Origin of the sequence: Shewanella sp. HL-SH5 (genome assembly GCF_051163755.1) — a bacterium.
GTDB classification, from domain to species: domain Bacteria; phylum Pseudomonadota; class Gammaproteobacteria; order Enterobacterales; family Shewanellaceae; genus Shewanella; species Shewanella glacialimarina.
Window position 1 is genome coordinate 2722749 of record NZ_CP195038.1, and the last position, 19641, is coordinate 2742389.

At 40.2% G+C, this 19641-nt stretch carries 18 protein-coding genes and 1 pseudogene; 5 read left to right on the forward strand and 14 right to left on the reverse strand.

Annotated elements, in window-relative coordinates; genetic code table 11:
* Positions 1-230 precede the first annotated feature (230 nt).
* Positions 231-1378: pseudogene (yiaY, locus tag ACRWQM_RS11875) on the forward strand (L-threonine dehydrogenase).
* A gap of 230 nt (positions 1379-1608) precedes the next feature.
* Positions 1609-1974, forward strand: coding sequence for a cytoplasmic protein (locus ACRWQM_RS11880; RefSeq protein WP_434928756.1), 366 nt, complete (start codon positions 1609-1611; stop codon positions 1972-1974).
* 96 nt (positions 1975-2070) lie between these two features.
* On the opposite strand, the gene ACRWQM_RS11885 is transcribed toward ACRWQM_RS11880, so the two are convergent.
* The gene (locus ACRWQM_RS11885) at positions 2071-3204 is read right to left on the reverse strand and encodes a response regulator (protein ID WP_434930129.1); all 1134 of its coding nucleotides are present in this window, start codon (positions 3202-3204) and stop codon (positions 2071-2073) included.
* 51 nt (positions 3205-3255) lie between these two features.
* Positions 3256-3960 carry an MlaA family lipoprotein gene (locus ACRWQM_RS11890; protein ID WP_404830057.1) on the reverse strand — a complete coding sequence of 235 codons (705 nt, stop codon included), beginning with the start codon at positions 3958-3960 and terminating at the stop codon, positions 3256-3258.
* A 358-nt stretch (positions 3961-4318) separates the two neighbouring features.
* On the opposite strand from ACRWQM_RS11890, the gene ACRWQM_RS11895 reads away from it, so the two are divergent.
* From ACRWQM_RS11895 to ACRWQM_RS11905, 3 genes are all read left to right on the forward strand, one after another.
* Positions 4319-6508: a hypothetical protein gene (locus tag ACRWQM_RS11895; protein ID WP_434930131.1), complete on the forward strand. Its 2190-nt coding sequence runs from the start codon at positions 4319-4321 to the stop codon at positions 6506-6508.
* A 23-nt stretch (positions 6509-6531) separates the two neighbouring features.
* Positions 6532-6849 carry an EscU/YscU/HrcU family type III secretion system export apparatus switch protein gene (locus tag ACRWQM_RS11900; protein WP_434930132.1) on the forward strand — a complete coding sequence of 106 codons (318 nt, stop codon included), beginning with the start codon at positions 6532-6534 and terminating at the stop codon, positions 6847-6849.
* A 116-nt stretch (positions 6850-6965) separates the two neighbouring features.
* Positions 6966-8303 carry an RsmB/NOP family class I SAM-dependent RNA methyltransferase gene (locus tag ACRWQM_RS11905; protein ID WP_434930133.1) on the forward strand — a complete coding sequence of 446 codons (1338 nt, stop codon included), beginning with the start codon at positions 6966-6968 and terminating at the stop codon, positions 8301-8303.
* Positions 8304-8365: 62 nt separating this feature from the next.
* Here the strand turns inward: ACRWQM_RS11905 and ACRWQM_RS11910 are convergent, their stop codons facing one another.
* From ACRWQM_RS11910 to flhF, 12 genes are all read right to left on the reverse strand, one after another.
* Entirely contained in the window at positions 8366-8764 is a 399-nt protein-coding gene (locus ACRWQM_RS11910) for a DUF2802 domain-containing protein (RefSeq protein ID WP_434930135.1), read from the reverse strand.
* A gap of 77 nt (positions 8765-8841) precedes the next feature.
* A complete protein-coding gene (locus ACRWQM_RS11915) occupies positions 8842-9336 on the reverse strand; it encodes a chemotaxis protein CheW (RefSeq protein ID WP_226410437.1) in 495 nt (164 codons plus the stop codon).
* Positions 9337-9338: 2 nt separating this feature from the next.
* Entirely contained in the window at positions 9339-10652 is a 1314-nt protein-coding gene (locus ACRWQM_RS11920) for a chemotaxis protein CheW (protein WP_434930136.1), read from the reverse strand.
* Positions 10636-11430, reverse strand: a complete 795-nt coding sequence (locus ACRWQM_RS11925) for a ParA family protein (protein ID WP_226410439.1) — start codon at positions 11428-11430, stop codon at positions 10636-10638. The genes ACRWQM_RS11920 and ACRWQM_RS11925 overlap by 17 nt, the downstream gene beginning before the upstream one ends.
* Before the next feature lie 44 nt (positions 11431-11474).
* Complete coding sequence (locus ACRWQM_RS11930) at positions 11475-11981, reverse strand: membrane anchored protein in chemotaxis locus (RefSeq protein WP_434930138.1); 507 nt, start codon at positions 11979-11981, stop codon at positions 11475-11477.
* A complete protein-coding gene (locus tag ACRWQM_RS11935; protein WP_434930139.1) occupies positions 11974-13197 on the reverse strand; it encodes a protein-glutamate methylesterase/protein-glutamine glutaminase in 1224 nt (407 codons plus the stop codon). The genes ACRWQM_RS11930 and ACRWQM_RS11935 overlap by 8 nt, the downstream gene beginning before the upstream one ends.
* A gap of 24 nt (positions 13198-13221) precedes the next feature.
* Positions 13222-15432 (reverse strand): chemotaxis protein CheA, encoded by a 2211-nt coding sequence (locus ACRWQM_RS11940; protein WP_434930140.1) that lies wholly within the window; start codon positions 15430-15432, stop codon positions 13222-13224.
* A gap of 15 nt (positions 15433-15447) precedes the next feature.
* Positions 15448-16185 carry a protein phosphatase CheZ gene (locus ACRWQM_RS11945; protein ID WP_434928747.1) on the reverse strand — a complete coding sequence of 246 codons (738 nt, stop codon included), beginning with the start codon at positions 16183-16185 and terminating at the stop codon, positions 15448-15450.
* 13 nt (positions 16186-16198) lie between these two features.
* Entirely contained in the window at positions 16199-16582 is a 384-nt protein-coding gene (gene cheY / locus ACRWQM_RS11950; RefSeq protein ID WP_007649667.1) for a chemotaxis response regulator CheY, read from the reverse strand.
* Between the two features lie 43 nt (positions 16583-16625).
* Positions 16626-17345 carry an RNA polymerase sigma factor FliA gene (locus tag ACRWQM_RS11955; protein ID WP_226410444.1) on the reverse strand — a complete coding sequence of 240 codons (720 nt, stop codon included), beginning with the start codon at positions 17343-17345 and terminating at the stop codon, positions 16626-16628.
* On the reverse strand, positions 17338-18219 hold the full coding sequence (locus ACRWQM_RS11960; protein WP_434932034.1) for a MinD/ParA family protein: 882 nt from the start codon (positions 18217-18219) through the stop codon (positions 17338-17340). Before ACRWQM_RS11960 ends, ACRWQM_RS11955 begins: the two co-directional genes overlap by 8 nt.
* 4 nt (positions 18220-18223) lie before the next feature.
* On the reverse strand, positions 18224-19618 hold the full coding sequence (gene flhF, locus ACRWQM_RS11965) for a flagellar biosynthesis protein FlhF (RefSeq protein WP_434928746.1): 1395 nt from the start codon (positions 19616-19618) through the stop codon (positions 18224-18226).
* Positions 19619-19641 lie beyond the last annotated feature (23 nt).

Genomic DNA, 19641 nt, shown 5'->3' on the forward strand with positions numbered 1-19641 from the left:
TAAAATAACGAATTTAAATAACAGCCAAGAACACTAAAAAAGGTGTAAGCGCACCTTTTTTAGCATTTCATGATAGAAGTCATATCACATTTTATTCAATACTTTCGTCCTAGTAACAAAACTACTCCTTTTTAAGTATGATTCCGTGAAATATTTGATATCTCTCACAAATATTATCCACTGAGGTTGGTATGTTAACTACAGATAAAATAATCCGTAGAGGTAACACCATGGCGACAAAATTCTTTATTCCTAGTGTCAATATCCTAGGTAAAAACGGCGTTGAAGAAGCAGTAAAAGACATTAAAAGTTTCGGCTTTAAACACGCACTTATCGTTACAGATAAACCATTGGTAGCTATTGGTTTAGTCGCCAAGGTAGCCGATAAATTGCAAACCGAAAATATTCAAGTGTCAGTTTTTGATGGCGTTCAGCCTAACCCCACTACAGGCAACGTAGAAGCTGGATTGGCTTTGTTAACTAAAAACCAATGTGACTTTATTATCTCGCTTGGTGGTGGTTCACCACATGATTGCGCCAAGGGAATAGCATTAGTTGCCACCAATGGCGGCAGCATTAAAGATTATGAAGGCGTTGATATGTCATCTAAGCCTCAATTTCCTTTAGTCGCTATTAACACTACAGCAGGCACAGCAAGTGAAATGACACGTTTTTGTATTATCACCGATGAAGCACGTCATATCAAAATGGCTATTGTTGACAAAAATACCACTCCTATTTTATCGGTAAATGACCCCGAATTAATGCTCGAAAAACCTGCGGCATTAACCGCAGCAACAGGTATGGATGCATTAACACATGCTATTGAAGCCTATGTCTCTATTGCCGCTAATCCGATTACTGATGCGTGTGCAATTAAAGCAATCGAATTAATTCGAGCAAATTTAATTAATGCAGTAAAAGAGGGTCACAATATTGATGCCCGTGAGCAAATGGCTTACGCCCAGTTTTTAGCCGGTATGGCATTCAACAATGCAAGCTTAGGGTATGTACATGCGATGGCGCACCAATTAGGGGGTTCTATGACTTACCTCACGGAGTTTGTAATGCCATTTTATTACCCTATGTGCAAATTTATAACGCCAAAGTGGTACCGCAACGCTTAGCCGACGTGGCCAAAGCGATGGGAGAAGAGATCAGTGGTTTATCAGCTGAAGCAGCCGCCATGCTAGCCATTAGTGCAATTAAGCGCTTATCTGAAGCTGTCAACATTCCAGCGACACTTAGCGAGCTTGGCGTAAAAGCTGAAGATATTCCAACACTGGCAGAAAATGCATTAAAAGATGCCTGTGGTTTTACTAACCCACAACAGGCAAGCTTTGAAGAAATATGTCAAATTTATCAAGCTGCGTTGTAAAAGTTAACCGGTAAAACGATTAGTACCGTTTTCCAAAAATATCGTTTCAATAAATAAAAAGCTCGCATATTTTGCGAGCTTTTTTATTAGAAAAATTTTGTTTATCAACAGATGGTTAGTCAGTACATTAGTAAAAGCGAACCTAGATCTCAGTTCTGATAATAACGATTGACCACCATAGAATTTACGGTCTATGATAAATTATCTTATAAAGAAAAGGTGCACCTAAAATGACAGCGATAACTCATGTCCACAATTACACCGTTCGTTGCCCTCACTACCAACAAAATGACAAGCAAGCCTCTTGGCAGAATCATATCGAAGTTAACCATTCTTGCGAAATAGCCTTAGACAGAATCACTAAATGGCATAACAACGCTGGCAGTAAATTATTTGAAATAGACGGCATTACTATTCGTAAAGCTGATAAGGAAGAAGCTTACTTTGCGATGCAAAGTAGTCGCTTAAAAAATGATGGTCACGGTTTGGTAACCTTTAAAGTTTATTTAGATAATTGTTGCCAAGATGCTTCGGTAAACGACATTATGACTCATCTGATTAATGACTATATGCAACGCTGTGAAAAAATAAGCTAGCCAAATAACAGTACACAATACAGTCAACAATAAAGGTTTAGTATCACTACTAAACCTTTTTTATTACTTCAAAACCACAATAAATTTAGGTAATAACTATCCGCAGTTTAGCTGCATAAAGCCGCCTGCATGAGTGCTCTTATCAAAGGTTAAGCCTTTAAAATAATTATTAAGCAACGCTTGCTGATGTTCTTGAAAATGCGTACTAATACACAAATACTCACCAGTAGAAAGGTGACGGTGTTGCACGCTGGGGTTATCCCATAAAACAGAGCCTATTGGCTGACAATCTGGCAATGCTAAAGGCAATAAACCGGTGCTATTTCGCAAATAACATCTTAATCCTGCTCCTGCTCGCGCAATAACAGCATCATAACGCTTCAAGTCGATACTGATATAAACCATATTGGTAAAAATATGTAGCCCGGAACTCATTATCCGTGAGTTGAGGTAATTAAGCATCTCAACGGGGTTAAGTAGCTCGCTACTTGTTCCAGTTCTAAAGCTTTTCAGTTTTTGATTAATAAAACTACGCAATAATACACATCCAAATGCGGCACTGTTATCTTCAGGTTGAAAATGAGCCATATACATCACAAGGTGATCATCACCGACCATAGTCGAATCAATAAAATAAGCACTGACATCGCTGTTTTTAAATAAACTGTAATCTATCGCAGCTTGCGGATATTGAATGTGAGAAGCGGGGAAAAGTTGTTGTTGCACATTTTTAGCGGCATGTGAGCTTTGCTCAAGTAACAATAAATTTTCATTTAATTCAAGATATGATAGCTCAGCTAATTGATGCTCAAATACATCTGTGGGGTCATATGTATTCTTTGCGGTTTGATTAACGGAGTGGTTTAATGCCTGTTGGATAGCTGCTTCAATAATAAATAAATCCGCCAAGGGTTTAACAAGATAATCGCACGCCCCTATCCGTAATGCTTCGACAACATCTGGCATTTCATCGTTACCAGAAATCACAATTACAGGCACATTTGGATTAATCACCATCATCTGCCTTATCATGGGTAAACCACCCAACTTAGGCATATTTAAATCAGCGATGACAATATCAAATGTTAACTCACTGAACAGCACTAAACCTTGATGCCCATTAGCAGCATATTTAACAACAGCCCCTTTGCTTTGCAAAAAGTCTGTCATTAACTGACTAAAAATAGGATCATCTTCAACAATTAAAACCGATATATCTGTCAGTGCCATGCTACAACTCCACAGATGAAAACCTGCCAGAGTCGTTATCTCTCTGGCTACTTACTCTAACTCATCCATATATTCATCTAACAGTTCATCATCCTGTTGATCTTGAGGCACATTACCATCATAAACTTTATAATCCATGTGCTGAAAATATGCTTCTTTTACAAATGTATAAGGGTCAAGAGCATTGTCTAGCAGTCTTTCTTGATCGATAGCGGATGCACGTGTGTGCAACCCTTTAAATGCCCACTTTAAAGCTGATTGCCATAAAGTAAACTCTGATAAAGGGAAGTATAGACCATCAACCCAGTCTGTCGCGAGTTCACGTGTCACATAAGGGCCTAAAAAGGGCGCCATAAAATACGGACCATTGGGTACACCGTAATATCCGAGCACTTCATTGAAGTCATCATCTTTACGCGCCATGCCCATCATTTCTGCAACATCAACAATGCCCAGAAGTCCTAAGGTGCTATTAATAGTGAATCGCCCACCAGCATTGGCTGACCAACCCCATTTACCTTGCAAGGCGTTGTTGACCATTGAGCTAGGCTCTTCAAAATTACGAACAAAATTATCTAAACCTGACTTTACCGGGTGAGGAACATAATCATTGTAACCATGTGCTACTGGGCGAAATAAATACTTATCGAAGTATAAGTAATTTAAATCCCACATCACGCGGTTAAATCCTTCAAATGGATCTCGGGGATCATTATGGATTACGGTAACTGAAGATACATTGTCGCCGACTTGCATTAAATCGGTATCAGGCTCACTAGCGGCAGCATTACTGACATTCAATAACAGGAAAGGAAGTAATATTCCCTTAGACTTATTCATAATACTCTCTTAAAAACACAGCGGATAAAGCTATAAACAAACTGCTATTTTGTCGTTTTTATTAAAGCAATGATTGTTCAAGTCGATAAATGCTGAGATAGTCAATCCCAGCGAACTACACAGGCTAACGAGTCATTAAAAATTGACTATGTACTCTAAAAAGCCATTAGGGCGCTAAGGATACTTCAGCAGACATTAATCGCAAACTCAAAATTGTAAAAATAAATGAAAATTGCATCTTTAGTTTTATTACAGAAACACCTAAGGCCATAACATGAAGGCGCCACACACAAGGTTACAACCAGCAGTAAGTTCTAGCCCTGATGGTAAAACTGAGCAAATAAATAAAGTCACTGGCTCTGCTAATCAGCATGCACAGGCGCCTGTAAATAAGTCTAAATCTTTGTTGGATGTCCCCTTACGTGCAAGTGTCAATAACTCTGCCTATGTTGTTGCAACTACATCAGCCTCAGCAAAGACTAATACAGTGCCAACTCAATCGGCTTCGACACAAGGTGTAAGCACTCAACAGACGAGTTCAAACGGAACCAACAGCCCTATACTTGTCAGTGCAGACGAATCATTTATCTCGACCAATAATATCCAACCTGTGGTGATATCAACAACACAAAATAATAGTACGCCATCTCAAAATATGAACATCACCATTGCAAATCAGCAGTATCAATTTAACTTGACCGCAGAACTGCAAAAAATATTTCAAAACAGTGCTCAAATTGTTATTACTGCTGATGCGGCTAAAGAGGTTAACCAGCAACGAATAGCGGTCATTAATACATTAATGCAAACAGCCTCGCTAGATGGTGCACCTAAGTTGGCATCTTCATCTACATCTACATCTTCATCTATGCTTGCACCAAATCACCAAGTTCAAACTCAGTTGATATTATTAGCACAAGCCATTCAAATAAAATTACCGACAACTCTGATTGCACTGGCGGTTAAAAATGGCGTATCAACTGAACAACTGTCACAATTAGCATCTCGGCCCCAAGGTTATCCATTACCCAATGCGATAATTAATCAACAACAACTCAGCTTTGTTGATGGGCCAACAATAAAATTAGATCATGCTCATTTGGCAAAGGGGCAATACCTAGTCAATATTATGAACGTTAATCAGCGATTAGTGCTGACTCTTACCCCTGTGCAAGCCGAAGTAAAGGTGAGTTTAACGCCAATAACTCAAACGCAAGATAGCACAATAACAACCAAGCAAGACTCTATTGTGTTAAGTAAACCAGAACCTTCACAGCTGCTCAATCTACTATTTAAAAAGCTCGAAACCTCATTGTTAACAGAAACGACACTCAGAAATAATCAGCCAACTAACGGACAAGCATCTCAATCTGAAACGGCCATTAAACAAGCTCTATCACCCGATAGTTTAAGTATACAGAGCAAATCAGCGGCTGTTACAGAGACTATTCCTAGTTCAAAAATAGACATATTATCTGCGCAAAAAATGGCTAAAGACATTGCTGGAGCTTTCAGTCAAAACGCTTTAAACCAGAACACTTTAAACTCAGGTTCAACTAAAACTCAATCACCATTAGAGATAAATAATCCAGCTTCTTCAAATACAGAAAAACCGACTTTAGGTCCCATTGAAGTGTTGCAAAAAGCACTGTCTAAAGCAGGTGCCATGCCCGTAATGACTAAAACCGCCAACCAATCACCTCAAAATTTAGCATTAGAGTTACTAAAGTTACTGCCACAATTAGCGCCTCAACCTATGACAACATTGACAGAACCAAATCAATTACTGGGTGAATTACACAGTATAACCGGATTAAATTTAGCGCAAACAGCACCTCCTACTTCACAGTCTCAACTTTTTTCAGGTGGTGCTGTGTCAACATTATTTCAGTTATTGTTGGGCGTTAAAGCCCAAAATAGCGGCAAGCAAATCAGCGAAAAGCTACAAAACCACTTGCAGTTACTACAACGTTTAACCTCAGGAAAATCTTCAGCAAGTAGTGGGTTATTGGGCTTGCTTGAAAAAGCAGGAACCTTAGATAGCATGAGTCAGCTAGCCAATAGTTTTCAACTTTATCAGCAAGCCAGCAGCAGTGATCAAACCATAAATTGGTATTTTGCTTTACCCTATTCCCTCAATCAACGAAACGAGCAATTTGAAGGGCATTTTCAAAAGGAACCTGATAAAGACACTGAAGATAAGGCGGGTTGGCGTTTACAGTTAAAATTTAATTTATCTCAAGGTGCGATTTTAATTATCGCGCACAAAAAAGCTGATGTACTCAATTTACAATTTAAGGGTAATAACCAACAGCTATTAGATAAAATCTCCAATTTTGATAGCGCATTATCGCAAAAAATGAGTCAAATTGGATTTACACCCGGCGAGTTTTCAACCCAAATAGCCAACATTCCAGCAACCCTGTTACCGGGTGATCATTTTTTGGTAAAAACACGTGCTTAACAGACCCAAACTTGGAGGTAAATATGCAAGAAAATGATCATAAGAACAAAGTAAGGCATGCTGTTGCTTTAAGTTTTGATGGTAAAAATGCCCCTAAAATAACCGCATCAGGGAAAGATTTGGTCGCGGAGGAAATTATCTCACTGGCGAAAGAAGCAGGTGTGCATATTCATCAAGACCCTCATTTAAGCGAGTTTCTACAACTACTTGAAATAGGTGAAGAGGTTCCTAAAGAGCTTTATCTTTTAATTGCAGAGCTTATTGCCTTTGTCTATATGTTAGAGGGGAAATTCCCAGAGCAATGGAATAATTTGCATCAGCGTATCCTTACTGAAGTTTAATGACTGGTAGACAACAGAGAGCTGAGATCTTGAAACTGTGTTCGCATGGTCAAATAGCTAAGTGACGTGGTAAACTTCATATTTATTCCCTATTCCAGCAATTGACACTAAAACTCATGACTGACTCTCCATTTACTATCAGCAAAGTGGCCACTTCTAGTGCTGAAAAACGTGCAATAAGTTATGCCAGTACTATTTTCAATTTATTTGACTCTGTACTGACAACTAAGCAACCAGCAGATCGCATCATAGCCAACTATTTTAGAGAACATAAAAAGCATGGTTCGAAAGATCGGCGTGTGATCAGAGAGAGTTTGTTTAGTTTATTTCGTTGGTGGGGCTGGATCCAACAACTTGGCGAATACCAACAACAAGAAACTTTTTTTAGCATGTTAGCGAGCGCGGCACAATTAGAAAACCACTCATGGATTGATATTCGTGACGCTTGGTTAACATTTGGCAAGCATAGTCATTTAGCCACACCACTGCCATCATCTGCATCAGATAACGTTGTCGATAAACTTAGCCTATTTAAGCAATTCTCCCAACTGGATGGCAGCACACTTGAACAGCTTTTACCCGCTTGGTTTTGGCAGCACTGTATTATAAACTCTGAGATAGAAAAGCAGGCTTTGATCCAAGCCATGAGTTCACGCCCTCCTATCTGGGCAAGAGCACAACAGGCTTCGACTCAAAATGTATTAAATCGATTGTGCAAGGACAATATTCAAGCTGTAGGTTCTGAGTATTTTAGTGACACAATCAATTTAGGCCATAACAGCGTTAATTTAAATCAAGTAGCCGCATACACCGAAGGCTTGCTTGAGATCCAAGACATTGCTTCACAGGTGATTGGTCAAACTTGCGATCCTAAGCCGGACAGTCAATGGTGGGACGCTTGCTCTGGTGCTGGCGGCAAGAGCCTTCAATTATTATCATTAATGCAACAGGCTGGTATTGAGGGGCATGTAACAGCTTCTGACATAAGATTAAATCCGCTTAATGAGCTACTAAAACGTGCTAAAAGAGCCAACTTTAAGCAAATAAGTATTTCCCCATGGAAAACCGAGCAGCTGCCGGTTAAGTCAGACTTTTTTGATGGTGTGTTAGTCGATGCACCTTGCAGTTGTACAGGAACTTGGCGTAGAAACCCAGACATGCGCTGGATAGATGATGTTAGTAGTATAGAAATGAAGCCTCAGCTGCAATTAGATATTCTTAAGCGCAGTGCTGTTGGTGTAAAAGTCGGCGGGGAATTAGTCTACGCAACCTGCTCGCTTGCACAGGCAGAAAATCAACAGGTGGTGAATGCATTCTTACAAAGTAATGTAAACTTTGAACTGGTAATATTGACTCATCCTTTTGATGGTACACAAAGTAATATGATAACAGTTTGGCCACAACAGGCCGATAGTGATGGTATGTTTGTCGCAAAAATGCGCCGAATAAAATAGTCATTCTTGCTATTAAAACGAAAAAACCACTACAGTTGTAATGGTTTTTTTATTAAAAAAGGCTATTTTTTATGCAACCGCAGTAGTAATTCAACCTCAGCTTTAGGCAATTCACATTCCTGCATAAGCTCTTCAATACCAGCGCCAAGTGCAATCATCTTCACTGCACGCGAGTAAAGTTTAGCCTGCGGATCTTGTTGGCTTGCTTCATCAATAAGATCTGACTGTTTAGTCAATTTCTTCTCAATTTCAGCCACTTTTCGCCCCATGCCTATCGTACCACTGCGAAGCTCATTGAGTTCACGCTTGACAGCTTCTCTTTGACGATCGCTTTCTTTTACTAATAAAGTTAACGCTTCCACTTTGCTTTTTAACTTACTTGATTGTTGTTGCAAATAAAGCACTACACCTAAACAGGCAATGACATAGACCAAGGCTGCAATTAAAAATTCATCACCCATGTTTTACTCTCAAAAAAGCTTATAACAAAAAAGCCAGCATACTGAATGAGCTGGCCCTTTGTCACTGAAAAGTTTATTTAAATATCTGTTAACTCTTCCCACTCTTCGTCAGATAACAGTTTATCAAGGTCGACTAAAATCAATAGTTCATTGTCGCGATTACTCACACCTTGGATAAACTTAGCACTTTCTTCGGTGCCCACATTAGGTGCATTATCGATCTCAGAGCGGCGTAGATAAACAACCTCAGCAACACTGTCGACTAGAATACCAATAACTTGTTTTTCCGCTTCGATAATAACAATACGCGTAGAATCATCTACATCAGCAGGCTGCAAACCAAAACGTGAACGGGTATCAATAACCGTCACTACATTGCCTCGCAGATTAATAATTCCCAATACGTAATGCGGTGCACCTGGTACTGGAGCAATTTCAGTGTATCGTAATACTTCCTGAACTTGCATTACGTTAATGCCATAGGTTTCATTATCTAATTTAAATGTAACCCACTGTAATACTGCATCGTCTGAACCTGCAGCTACAGCTGCTACACTTCTAGAATCACTCATAGTTAACCTCGGTCAATCGAATCCTGACAACCTAAACCTGCATCAAGCATGTCAATCAAAGCTTGTACATGCAATATGCCACACATTTGTTGTTTTACAACTCCGGCAAGCCACGGACGCTTACCCGGTTTCTCACGCCAATTGACGTGTGATTTATTAATCTTGACGGCATTGACTAGCGATTCACAAGCCAGTCCCCATCGACTATCGTCCAGCATCACCAGATACTGATAATCTATCGATTCAGCCATTTCAGGAGAATATTTCTCTGGCATCACCCAGGCACAAGTATCCACCACATTAATTTTTTGTTCTCGATAGGGCTGAACCCCTAAAAACCATTTAGGACGACCTATTAAATGGTTTATTCGTTCCACTTTTACAATACCACCTAAATTAACTAGGGGTACTGCTAATGTTAAGCCAGCAACATTAAAAAACAGTACTTGAAACTCATCATCAAGCACTTGCTGTAAATCGTGAGTGATACTCGGTGGTATTGCACCTAATTGTGTCTCAGGTACTACATCAAGTTTCTCTTCACTATTTATAATAGCTTCATTTACAGAACTTGGAGTTGTTTCTGTTAAATTTATATCGACTAAAGGCTTGATTTCTTTATTGGCATTTAGTGTTTTTTGTAATGAAAGTGGATCAACTGCAGTTTTTTTAATCGATTCCTCTATTGGCAGTCCTAAATTTTGTCTTACCTTATCTGCACTGGCCTTAATTTCCTGAGCTGTTATTGTCATTTTAGAAGAATCTGGCATAGCTTCAGTTTTGACGTCAGGTTTTACTTCAGGCTTTGAGACTGCCGACAATAACTTTTCAAGTGCTTGCTTATTAATATTCTCACTTGGTTCTGCAAAACTTCTTTCTAGAATCGAATTTAATGGCTGCTGATATTTAACTGCAGCATTTGGTTTATTTAACGCCTCAAAGGAAGTTTTAGAGTATTTATCATCGATTTGATCAACACCTATCGCATCCGCCGTATCCACTCTTTTTGAAATAAACCTCGTCTCAGATAGTTTTTCTGGTTCAGAAAGGCCTTTTGCAAAATGAGAGTCTGGTAAGGTTTTTATCTCTGCTGTGGACTTTTTAGTGATTAAATTTGAAACTAACTTGTCAGAACTTGTTCGACTTATTTTACCTTTTGATATCAGCCCTGTAGAGTCAGAATTCTCAGATGCAACAAATCCCTGCTTTGCATCATTCGATTGCGCAGTTTGTGTATCCTCAGTAGTGTCCGAAGTCGGCTCAGTGAGGAGCATTGTAAAATAATCAAAAACAGTTTCATCAACCGATTTTGACATGTGCTAACTCCCGCGAATCAAGGTAATTTAACAGTAAATTGTAGGCTTTTACTCCACGGCTAGATGGAGAATAATGCGATGCAGGTAAGTGCGCTAAACTGGCATCCCTAAACTTAGTATCTACGGGGATCACATTATCTGGCCATAGGTTTTTATTATATTTCTCTTGCATGTACGACAATGCTATCGGAGAAGCTTTTGTGCGTTTGTCATACATTGTCGGCACGACAGTATAGCTATACCGAGTCTTTTTAGAACGCCCCATTAGCTCCATCGTTTTAATCATTCTGTCTAAACCTTTAATCGCCAAAAATTCAGTTTGAACAGGAATAACAATATGTTGGCTCGCCGCTAATGCATTAACCATCAATACACCTAAAACGGGTGGACAATCAATAATGGCAATATCATATTTATCTTCTAGTAACACGAGTAGATTACGTAACACCAGACCCATACCTTCTTGATGCCCTAATGCTCGGTCTAATGTTGCTAATGCCATTGTTGCTGGCAGTAAATCAAGCCCCTCAAGTTGAGTTGGCATAATATATTGTTGGATAAATTCTGCGGTAAGCGACTTATGATTTACAAATACATCATAAAGCGAGCCTGGAACCTCTTCAGAATCAATACCTAAGTAATAACCTAGTGAAGCATGAGGATCTGTATCTATCATTAAAACACGCTGCCCACGCTTAACTATAGCGCCAGCCAAACTTGCCACAGTTGTGGTTTTACCTACCCCACCCTTTTGATTTGCTACGGTCCAGACTTTCAAATATTCATTCCTCGGCCTGTTATTATGAGTGAGATTCTATCATGCTAGCGTTTTGATTCAGTTTCTTTAGGTAGTTCACGTGTAGTTACTCTTATACCACCATGAGGTAAGCGAATAACTTTTACACCATCAGCATTTTCAGACACTAACACATCTGTCGGTGGATTATCGTGAACCATTTGAGTAGCTGAAGGCTCAGTTTTAGAGAACTCTGTTGCTATTTGTGGCCCTAATAACACACTTTGCTGGGGTGAGTTTTCACCGACATTCCCATAAGTGCTGCTCTTATCACGACCTGCAAACTCAATAATTGTTTCAGTTTGTTCTGGATGTTGCGCTAACCAATTTGCAATATCAGCAGCTTGCTCATCAGGTACCATCAGTAACACTTGTGAAGCCGCCAACCTTTCTACATCTGCCTTTAAAAGATCATTTTTTTTAAGGGCGTCAAAATATAAACTCGACAGCGCGATTACCGCTAACATTAATAAAAAAAGCATTAAATTGATACCGACGCTGCCACGGTAATATTTAAAACCTTGACTAGCCACGGGAAGTCTCTTTTAAAATTGACTCAGCCATGTTGTCCAAGCTAATAGAGTGACTAGCAATGCCTGCTGAGGCAACAGCTTGTGGCATACCATATACAACACAACTTGCTTCATCTTGCGCCCAAATATTGGCACCAGCAGCTTTCAGCATTCTAGCCCCTTCACGTCCATCAGCGCCCATACCAGTTAATACTACGGCTAAAATATCTCCCCCATAGGCTTTAGATGCCGATGCGAAGGTAATATCTACGCAGGGTTTATAGTTCATGTCACTGTTTCCAGGGATAACTTTTAACCGACCTGATATACCCGCTTTTTCTACTAACATTTGCATACCACCCGGCGCTAAATATGCACAGCCAGGCTTAAGCACATCGCCACTTGCCGCTTCTTTTACACTAATCTGGCAAAGGCTATCTAAACGAGTAGCAAAAGCAGGTGTAAACGCCGCTGGCATATGTTGAATAAGTAAAATGGGATGCGGGTAATTTGCAGGGAATTGAGTTAACACCTTTTGCAAGGCTACTGGACCGCCTGTAGAAGTACCAATTAGCAATAATTTATATGATTTACCACTGGCACGAATAGAAGAAGGTAAGTTCGGGACTGTTGATGCATTACCTAATGTTGAGCCTAACGTCGTTCGTGTTGAGGTGTCAGCTGAAGAAGACGATAGGCTCCTACGAGAGGTTAACGAACTTGCCGTATTGGCACTATTTAAATTTGTGTTGGATGAGCTTAAGCTGCCAGTAAGTGAACTAGAAGACCTATAAGCGGTAGGAGCAGATGGTGATATACGGCTAACAGGTCTAAATACCCTTCTACGCCCTAACGCTTTTATACGTTGTTGTAGCAGAAGTATCGCATCATCTTTATTTGTAGCAATATCTTCAAAACGTTTAGGTAAAAAATCAAGTGCCCCAGCTTCAAGTGCATCTAAAGTCGATTTAGCACCATCATGAGTTAATGATGAAAACATAAGAATAGGAACAGGGGTACTTGCCATAATCGCGCGAACAGCACTTATACCGTCCATCACTGGCATTTCAATATCCATTGTGATGACATTCGGACTAAGTTCTGCCGCCATTTTAACAGCTTCTTCGCCATTGACAGCCACGCCCACAACTTCGAGTTCAGGATCTTGATTAACAATCTCACTGACTCGACGTCGAAAAAAGCTTGAGTCGTCAACAACTAATACTTTTATAGCCATTTCATTCCTTAAATAATGGAACTTTTATTTTTTATTTTTGGCGTACTGTTTTAATAAACCTGGTACATCTAAAATCAGCGCAATACCACCGTCTGAGGTAATTGTTGCCCCCGCCATACCCGGCGTACCTTGTAGCATACTTCCTAAAGGTTTAATAACCACTTCTTCCTGTCCAATTAATCCATCAACAACAAAACCAATCTGTTTTGTGCCTAATTGGACAATAACAACATGGCCATGCTTTTTATCACCATGTTTAAACTTAGTTTTATGGCTGTGCAACCAATGCTCTAAATAAAATAATGGTACGGCTTTATTGCGTACAATAACGGTTAGCTGACCATCTACAACATTGGTTTTGGTTAAATCAAGATGGAAGATCTCATTGACACTTGATAGCGGTAACGCAAACACTTGCTTAGATACATCAACCATTAAGGTCGGCATAATAGCTAGCGTTAACGGTACTTTAATTTCTAAAACAGTGCCTTTTCCCTTCAATGAGTCGATATGAACAGTACCGTTTAGCTGAGTAATACGGGTTTTCACCACGTCCATACCCACGCCACGACCAGAAATATCTGATACTTCCACTTTAGTTGAAAAGCCTGGCGCAAAAATTAAATTATATGCTTCGGAATCTGTCATCCTAGATGCAGTATCCTCATCAAGCACACCACGGGTAATAGCTATCTCTTTCAGCTTTTGTGGGTCCATTCCTGCACCATCATCTTCAATTTTCAGTAAGATGTGATCGCCTTCTTGGCTTGCTGATAATGTAATAGTACCTGTTCTTGACTTGCCATTCGCCTCACGGGTAATAGGCATTTCAATCCCGTGATCAACCGAGTTACGCACTAAATGCACTAACGGGTCGGCTAAAGCTTCGACGAGGTTTTTGTCTAGATCGGTTTCTTCACCAATCATAACTAAATCAATTTCTTTATTAAGTGTACGCGCTAAGTCACGCACAACCCGCGGAAAGCGACCAAAAACCTTCTTAATTGGCTGCATACGAGTTTTCATTACTGCGCCTTGCAAATCAGCAGTAACTAAATCTAAATTTGCCAGTGCTTTTGACATTTCCTCGTCTTCACGAGTAACGCCTAAACTAACTAACCTATTTCGGACTAATACCAACTCACCGACCATATTCATAATTTGATCAAGTCTAGCGGTATCAACACGAACAGTTGTTTCTCCCTGAGGAACAGATGCAGCCGCTTTTGTTGGCGCCTTATCTTTAATAACCACGTCAACATTTGCTACAGGAGCAGGTGCTTTAGGTTGAGGAACTGGAGCTGATGCGGCCTTTACTGGCTCAACGTTTTTGGGTGCGGCAGTTTTGAGTGTTGCAGCAGAGCTTGACACTGAAGTATCTACTTTAGCAGGCGAAGAACCTTTCCCGTGAAGCTCATCAAGTAATTTCTCAAACTCGTCGTCGGTTATATCATCTGAGTCTACCATTTGAACTGGAGGCTCTACAGATTTAGCTGGTGCAGGTTTACTCTCAGCTGCACTTAATTTATTTGAACCATGAAGTTCATCTAACAATGCTTCAAATTCGTCATCAGAAATTTCATCTGAGCCAACAGGAGCTGGAACTGATTGCTGAGGTGTTTTAGCTGTTGATGAAGTAGTTGCTACAGGACTATTACCTTGACCATGAAGCGCATCTAATAATGCTTCAAATTCGGACTCATTTATTTCGTCAATATTAGTGTCAGCGCTAACATTGTCTTCAATGAGTTCTGGTTGATTGACAGGCGCGATTTCCTCTACGAGTTCTTCTACTGACTCTTGAATCAGCTCTTCACTCTGCCCGCCCATTTCTGATGGCAAAGGTGCACCCGAACTGAGTAGCTTCAATTTATTAAGTAGTTCGACTTCAACAGGATCTTGTTCTTCGCCTTGCTGAGTTTGGGCAAACATAATGTTAATAGCATCAACTGCCTGCAAAATGATATCCATCAATTCTGCATTAACACTCCGTTTTCCGGTTCTCAATAGATCGAAGGTATTTTCCGCTTCATGGCAGACGTCTACCATAGGTTTTAAACTTAAAAAACCAGCTCCACCTTTTACAGTATGGAAACCGCGAAAAATAGCATTCAACAAATTACTGTCATCAGGATTATTTTCAAGCGCAACTAACTGCTCTTGAAGAAGCTCTAAAATCTCACCAGCCTCTACCAAAAAGTCCTGGAGTATCTCTTCATCAACATCAAATGACATTCAACTGACTCCTAATTAGAAACCCAGACTGGATAGCAAATCATCAACTTCATCTTGACCTGCGACCACGTCATCACGCAATTCTGCGTGCATAATTGGGCCCTCTGCCTCTATTTTATTCTCTTTTTTAACAGTTTCCGGTTGCGGCGTATAATCACCAAATACTGTCAACATAGAGACTAGATTATTTTCGACTTCGCGAACTAAGTCGATAACTCGACGGATCATTTGCCCTGTTAAGTCTTGAAAATCCTGCGCCATCAGTATTTCATTTAGTAATTGTCGTAAACGGGTTGTATCGTGTTCACTATGTGACATAAGCTGCTGAACATCATGACAAAGTTTTTTGAACTCACTCAACTCTATGTCTCGACGCATTAACTTATCCCACATAGGGGTAACAGATTTTATATTGGTAATTATTGTATCGGCCAAAGGTAAACATTCTTCAACTGCATCCATGGTTTTATTTGCAGCTTGTTCTGTCATATCAATAACGTAATTTAATCTCTCTTTAGCATCCGGTATTTCAACCTTGGCTAATTCTGATAAACGGTTATCTACCTGAAAATCTTGAAGTGCACTATGAAGTTGACGTGTTAATTTCCCGACTTCTTCAAATAATTCACGCTGTATTGGTGTAGCGAGTTCTCTAACAACGTCGTCAGCTTGATCTTGCTCCCCCGCAGTAAGCAGTTCGACAAGTTGCTGGGCCTGCTCGAGAGTAATTAACCCCGATATTATTGGCTGCATAACTTATCCTTGCTTAAGCGAGACGTTCAAAAATTTTATCTAATTTCTCTTTAAGGGTAGCCGCTGTGAAAGGTTTAACAACATATCCATTCACACCTGCTTGGGCGGCTGCAATAATTTGCTCACGCTTAGCTTCTGCCGTAACCATCAAAACAGGTAAATGTTTTAATGAATCATCGGCACGAATAGCCTTCAGCAAATCAATACCTTGCATACCAGGCATATTCCAATCTGTTACAACAAAGTCAAAATCACCTTTTTGCAACATAGGTAAGGCTGTTGATCCATCATCTGCTTCTTGGGTATTATTGAATCCCAAGTCTCGCAACAAGTTCTTTATGATACGTCGCATTGTTGAAAAGTCGTCAACAATAAGAATCTTCATATTCTTGTCCAAGGTTTCCTCCGGTGAGCTGACACTCTAGTGCTCTAATTAATAATTATTGTTGTGTCCAATGCTTGAGTTTGCCTTTTAATCTAAGCATAGCCTGACTTAATATCTGACTAACCCTAGATTCGCTTACTTCAAGAATTGCACCGATTTCTTTTAAGTTTAACGCTTCGTCATAGTACAGTGAAAGTACTAATGCATCTCTTTCTGGTAAGGTTTTAATTGCTTCCACCAGCGCTGATTTAAATTGCGTTTCAGCTAATGCTTCAAAATTATCATCTGGTATTCCATCATCTGTGACTAACACATCTTGCGAAATACCTAAATCTTCTATGCCTATGATTTTCCCAACAGAAACATCATTTAAAATATGATGGTACTCATTGAGCGACATATCAAGTTTTTCTGCAATTTCTGTGTCACGAGCGTCACGCCCCAATCCTTGCTCTAGTTCGTCAATAACCTGTGCAACCCGGCGATTATTACGATGAACTGAACGAGGAACCCAATCACCACGGCGGATTTCATCAATCATAGCACCGCGTATCCGAATGCCTGCAAAGGTTTCAAACTTAGCCCCTTTGGTATCATCAAATTTTGATGACGCTTCAAGTAACCCTATCATGCCAGACTGTAACAAGTCGTCGAGTTGCACTGAAGCAGGTAATCGCGCCAACATATGATGTGCAATTCTTTTTACCAGCGGTGCATACTGTTCAACAACGGATGTTTTATTATCGAACTGAGTATACGCGGCGGCTTTATTCACTCACTCTATCCTCTTGTGGTTCTTTTCGTTGAACTAAACGTTCAACAAAAAACTCTAAGTGACCACCCGGCTGTTGTGGAACTGGCCAGCTCATAATTTTATTTGCCAGGCCGTGATAAGCAATGGCTGATGGCGACTTTGGATACGCTTCAACAACTAACTTTTGCTTACGCACAGACTTACGCAAATTTTCATCAAATGGCACGGTTGCAACTAGCTCTAAAGCAACATCTAAGAACCGATCCGTCACTTTGCTTAGTTTAGCAAACAATTCCATTCCTTCACGCAAGCTGCGCACCATATTAGCCACAATTTTGAAATGAAATACACCGTGTTCACGGCTTAATATTTTTATCAGTGCATAGGCATCTGTGATAGATGTCGGTTCATCGCATACCACAATTAATACATCTTGTGATGCCCTTGAGAAACTCAGTACCATATCTGAAATACCTGCCGCGGTATCGACAATTAATATGTCAAACTGTGTACGCATCTCACTGAAAGCACGAATTAATCCTGCATGTTGAGCCTGGGTTAACTCAACCATAGCTCTGCTTCCAGACGTTGCAGGAACAATACCAATACCTTTAGGGCCTCGAACAATGATATCGTCTAATTCGGCATCGCCAGATAAAACATGAGATAAATTTTTCTCGGCACGAATTCCTAACATCACATCAACGTTAGCTAAACCAAGATCCGCATCTAATACTAAAACACGTTTACCTTTTTCCGCTAGGGCAACGGCAGTATTTATAGAAACACTGGTTTTTCCTACCCCACCTTTTCCACCGGATACGGCAATTACTTTAACTTTTTCGTTATTTGGTTGATTCATCATACGTAAACCACTTGCTTGATCACGGGTCATATTCTTACTCGAATGCATAAGTCATTTCATTCGACCATGCGCTTGTGTCTTGAGAAATTACTTGTTCTGTTTCATTTAACGCGGCTAAAGCTTGCTTAGCCAGAGCTAAAGTATCTGCTACTTTTATGTCTTCAGGAACACGTTGGCCATCAGTCACATAGCTTAATGGTAACTCATTTTGTATCAGAACGCTCAATGCACCTGCAATTGATACAGATTCATCTAATTTGGTTAAAATTACACCCGCTAATGGAATGCGTTTAAAATGATTAACCGCGTCTTGTAATACTCTGCGTTGCCCTGTTGCCGACATCACTAAATAGCTGCGAATTGGGATCCTACTGTTTGCTGTCAAATTATCAAGTTGTTGATAAAGACGCATATCACGTTGCCCCATACCCGCTGTATCTATAAGTACTAACTTACGACTTCTAAATTGGTACAAAATCTGTTCTAGCTCGGTGACATCATGTGCTTGCTTTACTGGACACCCCATTATTTTGCCATAAGTTGCTAATTGCTCATAGGCGCCAATACGATAATGATCCGTTGTAATAAGTGCAACTTGATCTGCACCATGTTGTGCTGCAAAACGTGCAGCAATTTTTGCCAGAGATGTCGTTTTACCAACACCAGTTGGTCCAACAAAAGCCACAACGCCTCCGCGCTTTACAATATCATCACCTTGGTTATCAAGTAAGTTAGCCAAACTTTGTGGTAATGAACGCACTAATTCCGCTGGATTATAGTGTTGACTCAGAGATGAAAGTTTAGCTGCAACGGGTGCTGAAAACTCTGCAGCAAGTAGTTTACTTTCAAGCATAGCACCCACAGGATCTTTCCGCTTTTTTTGTTCAGTCATCAATGAAGATACTTGATGAGTCAGTAAGTTACGTAATGAAGCCATTTCTTCACGAAGCGCATCCATTTCAGTCGAACTGACTTTATTATTTTTTGACTGCTTATCAAATCCAGCCTGTTGCTGATACTGAGGTTTAGCTGGCTTGGCGTCAGCTGTCGCACCTTGTAATTGGCGCGCCCATTCAGGTAAATCAGAGTCATCTTGTTTAGGAGGCATTTGCTGACTTAAGCGGCTTTGTTGTTTCTCTAACAACGCTTGTAATGAATCTGCCGCTGGCGGTGGATTAATTTTTGTTTTTGCCTTGATTACAGAGTTAGATGCAAGTGATACGCGATCCTCACTAAGATCCATAAAGCCTGGAGTTGGTGTTGCCATTGCGGCACGCGCCTTAGGCTCATCGTAATCAACGGCGGCGACAATCTCAATCCCGCCTGCCACTTTTTTATTCGACATAATGACAGCGTCAGAACCAAGGGTCTCTTTGACTTGCGCTAATGCTGCGCGCATATCTTTGGCAAAAAATCGTTTAATTTTCACTTACGCACCTCTTTTATCTGACG

What these genes read in the sequence shown, in the direction of transcription:
- ACRWQM_RS11885 (WP_434930129.1), bottom strand. Translation starts at nt 3,204, where the DNA reads ATGGCACTGACAGATATATCGGTTTTAATTGTTGAAGATGATCCTATT.
- ACRWQM_RS11895 (WP_434930131.1), top strand. Translation starts at nt 4,319, where the DNA reads ATGAAGGCGCCACACACAAGGTTACAACCAGCAGTAAGTTCTAGCCCT.
- ACRWQM_RS11920 (WP_434930136.1), bottom strand. Translation starts at nt 10,652, where the DNA reads ATGTCAAAATCGGTTGATGAAACTGTTTTTGATTATTTTACAATGCTC.
- ACRWQM_RS11890 (WP_404830057.1), bottom strand. Translation starts at nt 3,960, where the DNA reads ATGCAAGTCGGCGACAATGTATCTTCAGTTACCGTAATCCATAATGAT.
- ACRWQM_RS11945 (WP_434928747.1), bottom strand. Translation starts at nt 16,185, where the DNA reads ATGCAGCCAATAATATCGGGGTTAATTACTCTCGAGCAGGCCCAGCAA.
- ACRWQM_RS11935 (WP_434930139.1), bottom strand. Translation starts at nt 13,197, where the DNA reads ATGGCTATAAAAGTATTAGTTGTTGACGACTCAAGCTTTTTTCGACGT.
- ACRWQM_RS11880 (WP_434928756.1), top strand. Translation starts at nt 1,609, where the DNA reads ATGACAGCGATAACTCATGTCCACAATTACACCGTTCGTTGCCCTCAC.
- ACRWQM_RS11915 (WP_226410437.1), bottom strand. Translation starts at nt 9,336, where the DNA reads ATGAGTGATTCTAGAAGTGTAGCAGCTGTAGCTGCAGGTTCAGACGAT.
- ACRWQM_RS11900 (WP_434930132.1), top strand. Translation starts at nt 6,532, where the DNA reads ATGCAAGAAAATGATCATAAGAACAAAGTAAGGCATGCTGTTGCTTTA.
- ACRWQM_RS11940 (WP_434930140.1), bottom strand. Translation starts at nt 15,432, where the DNA reads ATGTCATTTGATGTTGATGAAGAGATACTCCAGGACTTTTTGGTAGAG.
- ACRWQM_RS11960 (WP_434932034.1), bottom strand. Translation starts at nt 18,219, where the DNA reads ATGACCCGTGATCAAGCAAGTGGTTTACGTATGATGAATCAACCAAAT.
- ACRWQM_RS11910 (WP_434930135.1), bottom strand. Translation starts at nt 8,764, where the DNA reads ATGGGTGATGAATTTTTAATTGCAGCCTTGGTCTATGTCATTGCCTGT.
- ACRWQM_RS11905 (WP_434930133.1), top strand. Translation starts at nt 6,966, where the DNA reads ATGACTGACTCTCCATTTACTATCAGCAAAGTGGCCACTTCTAGTGCT.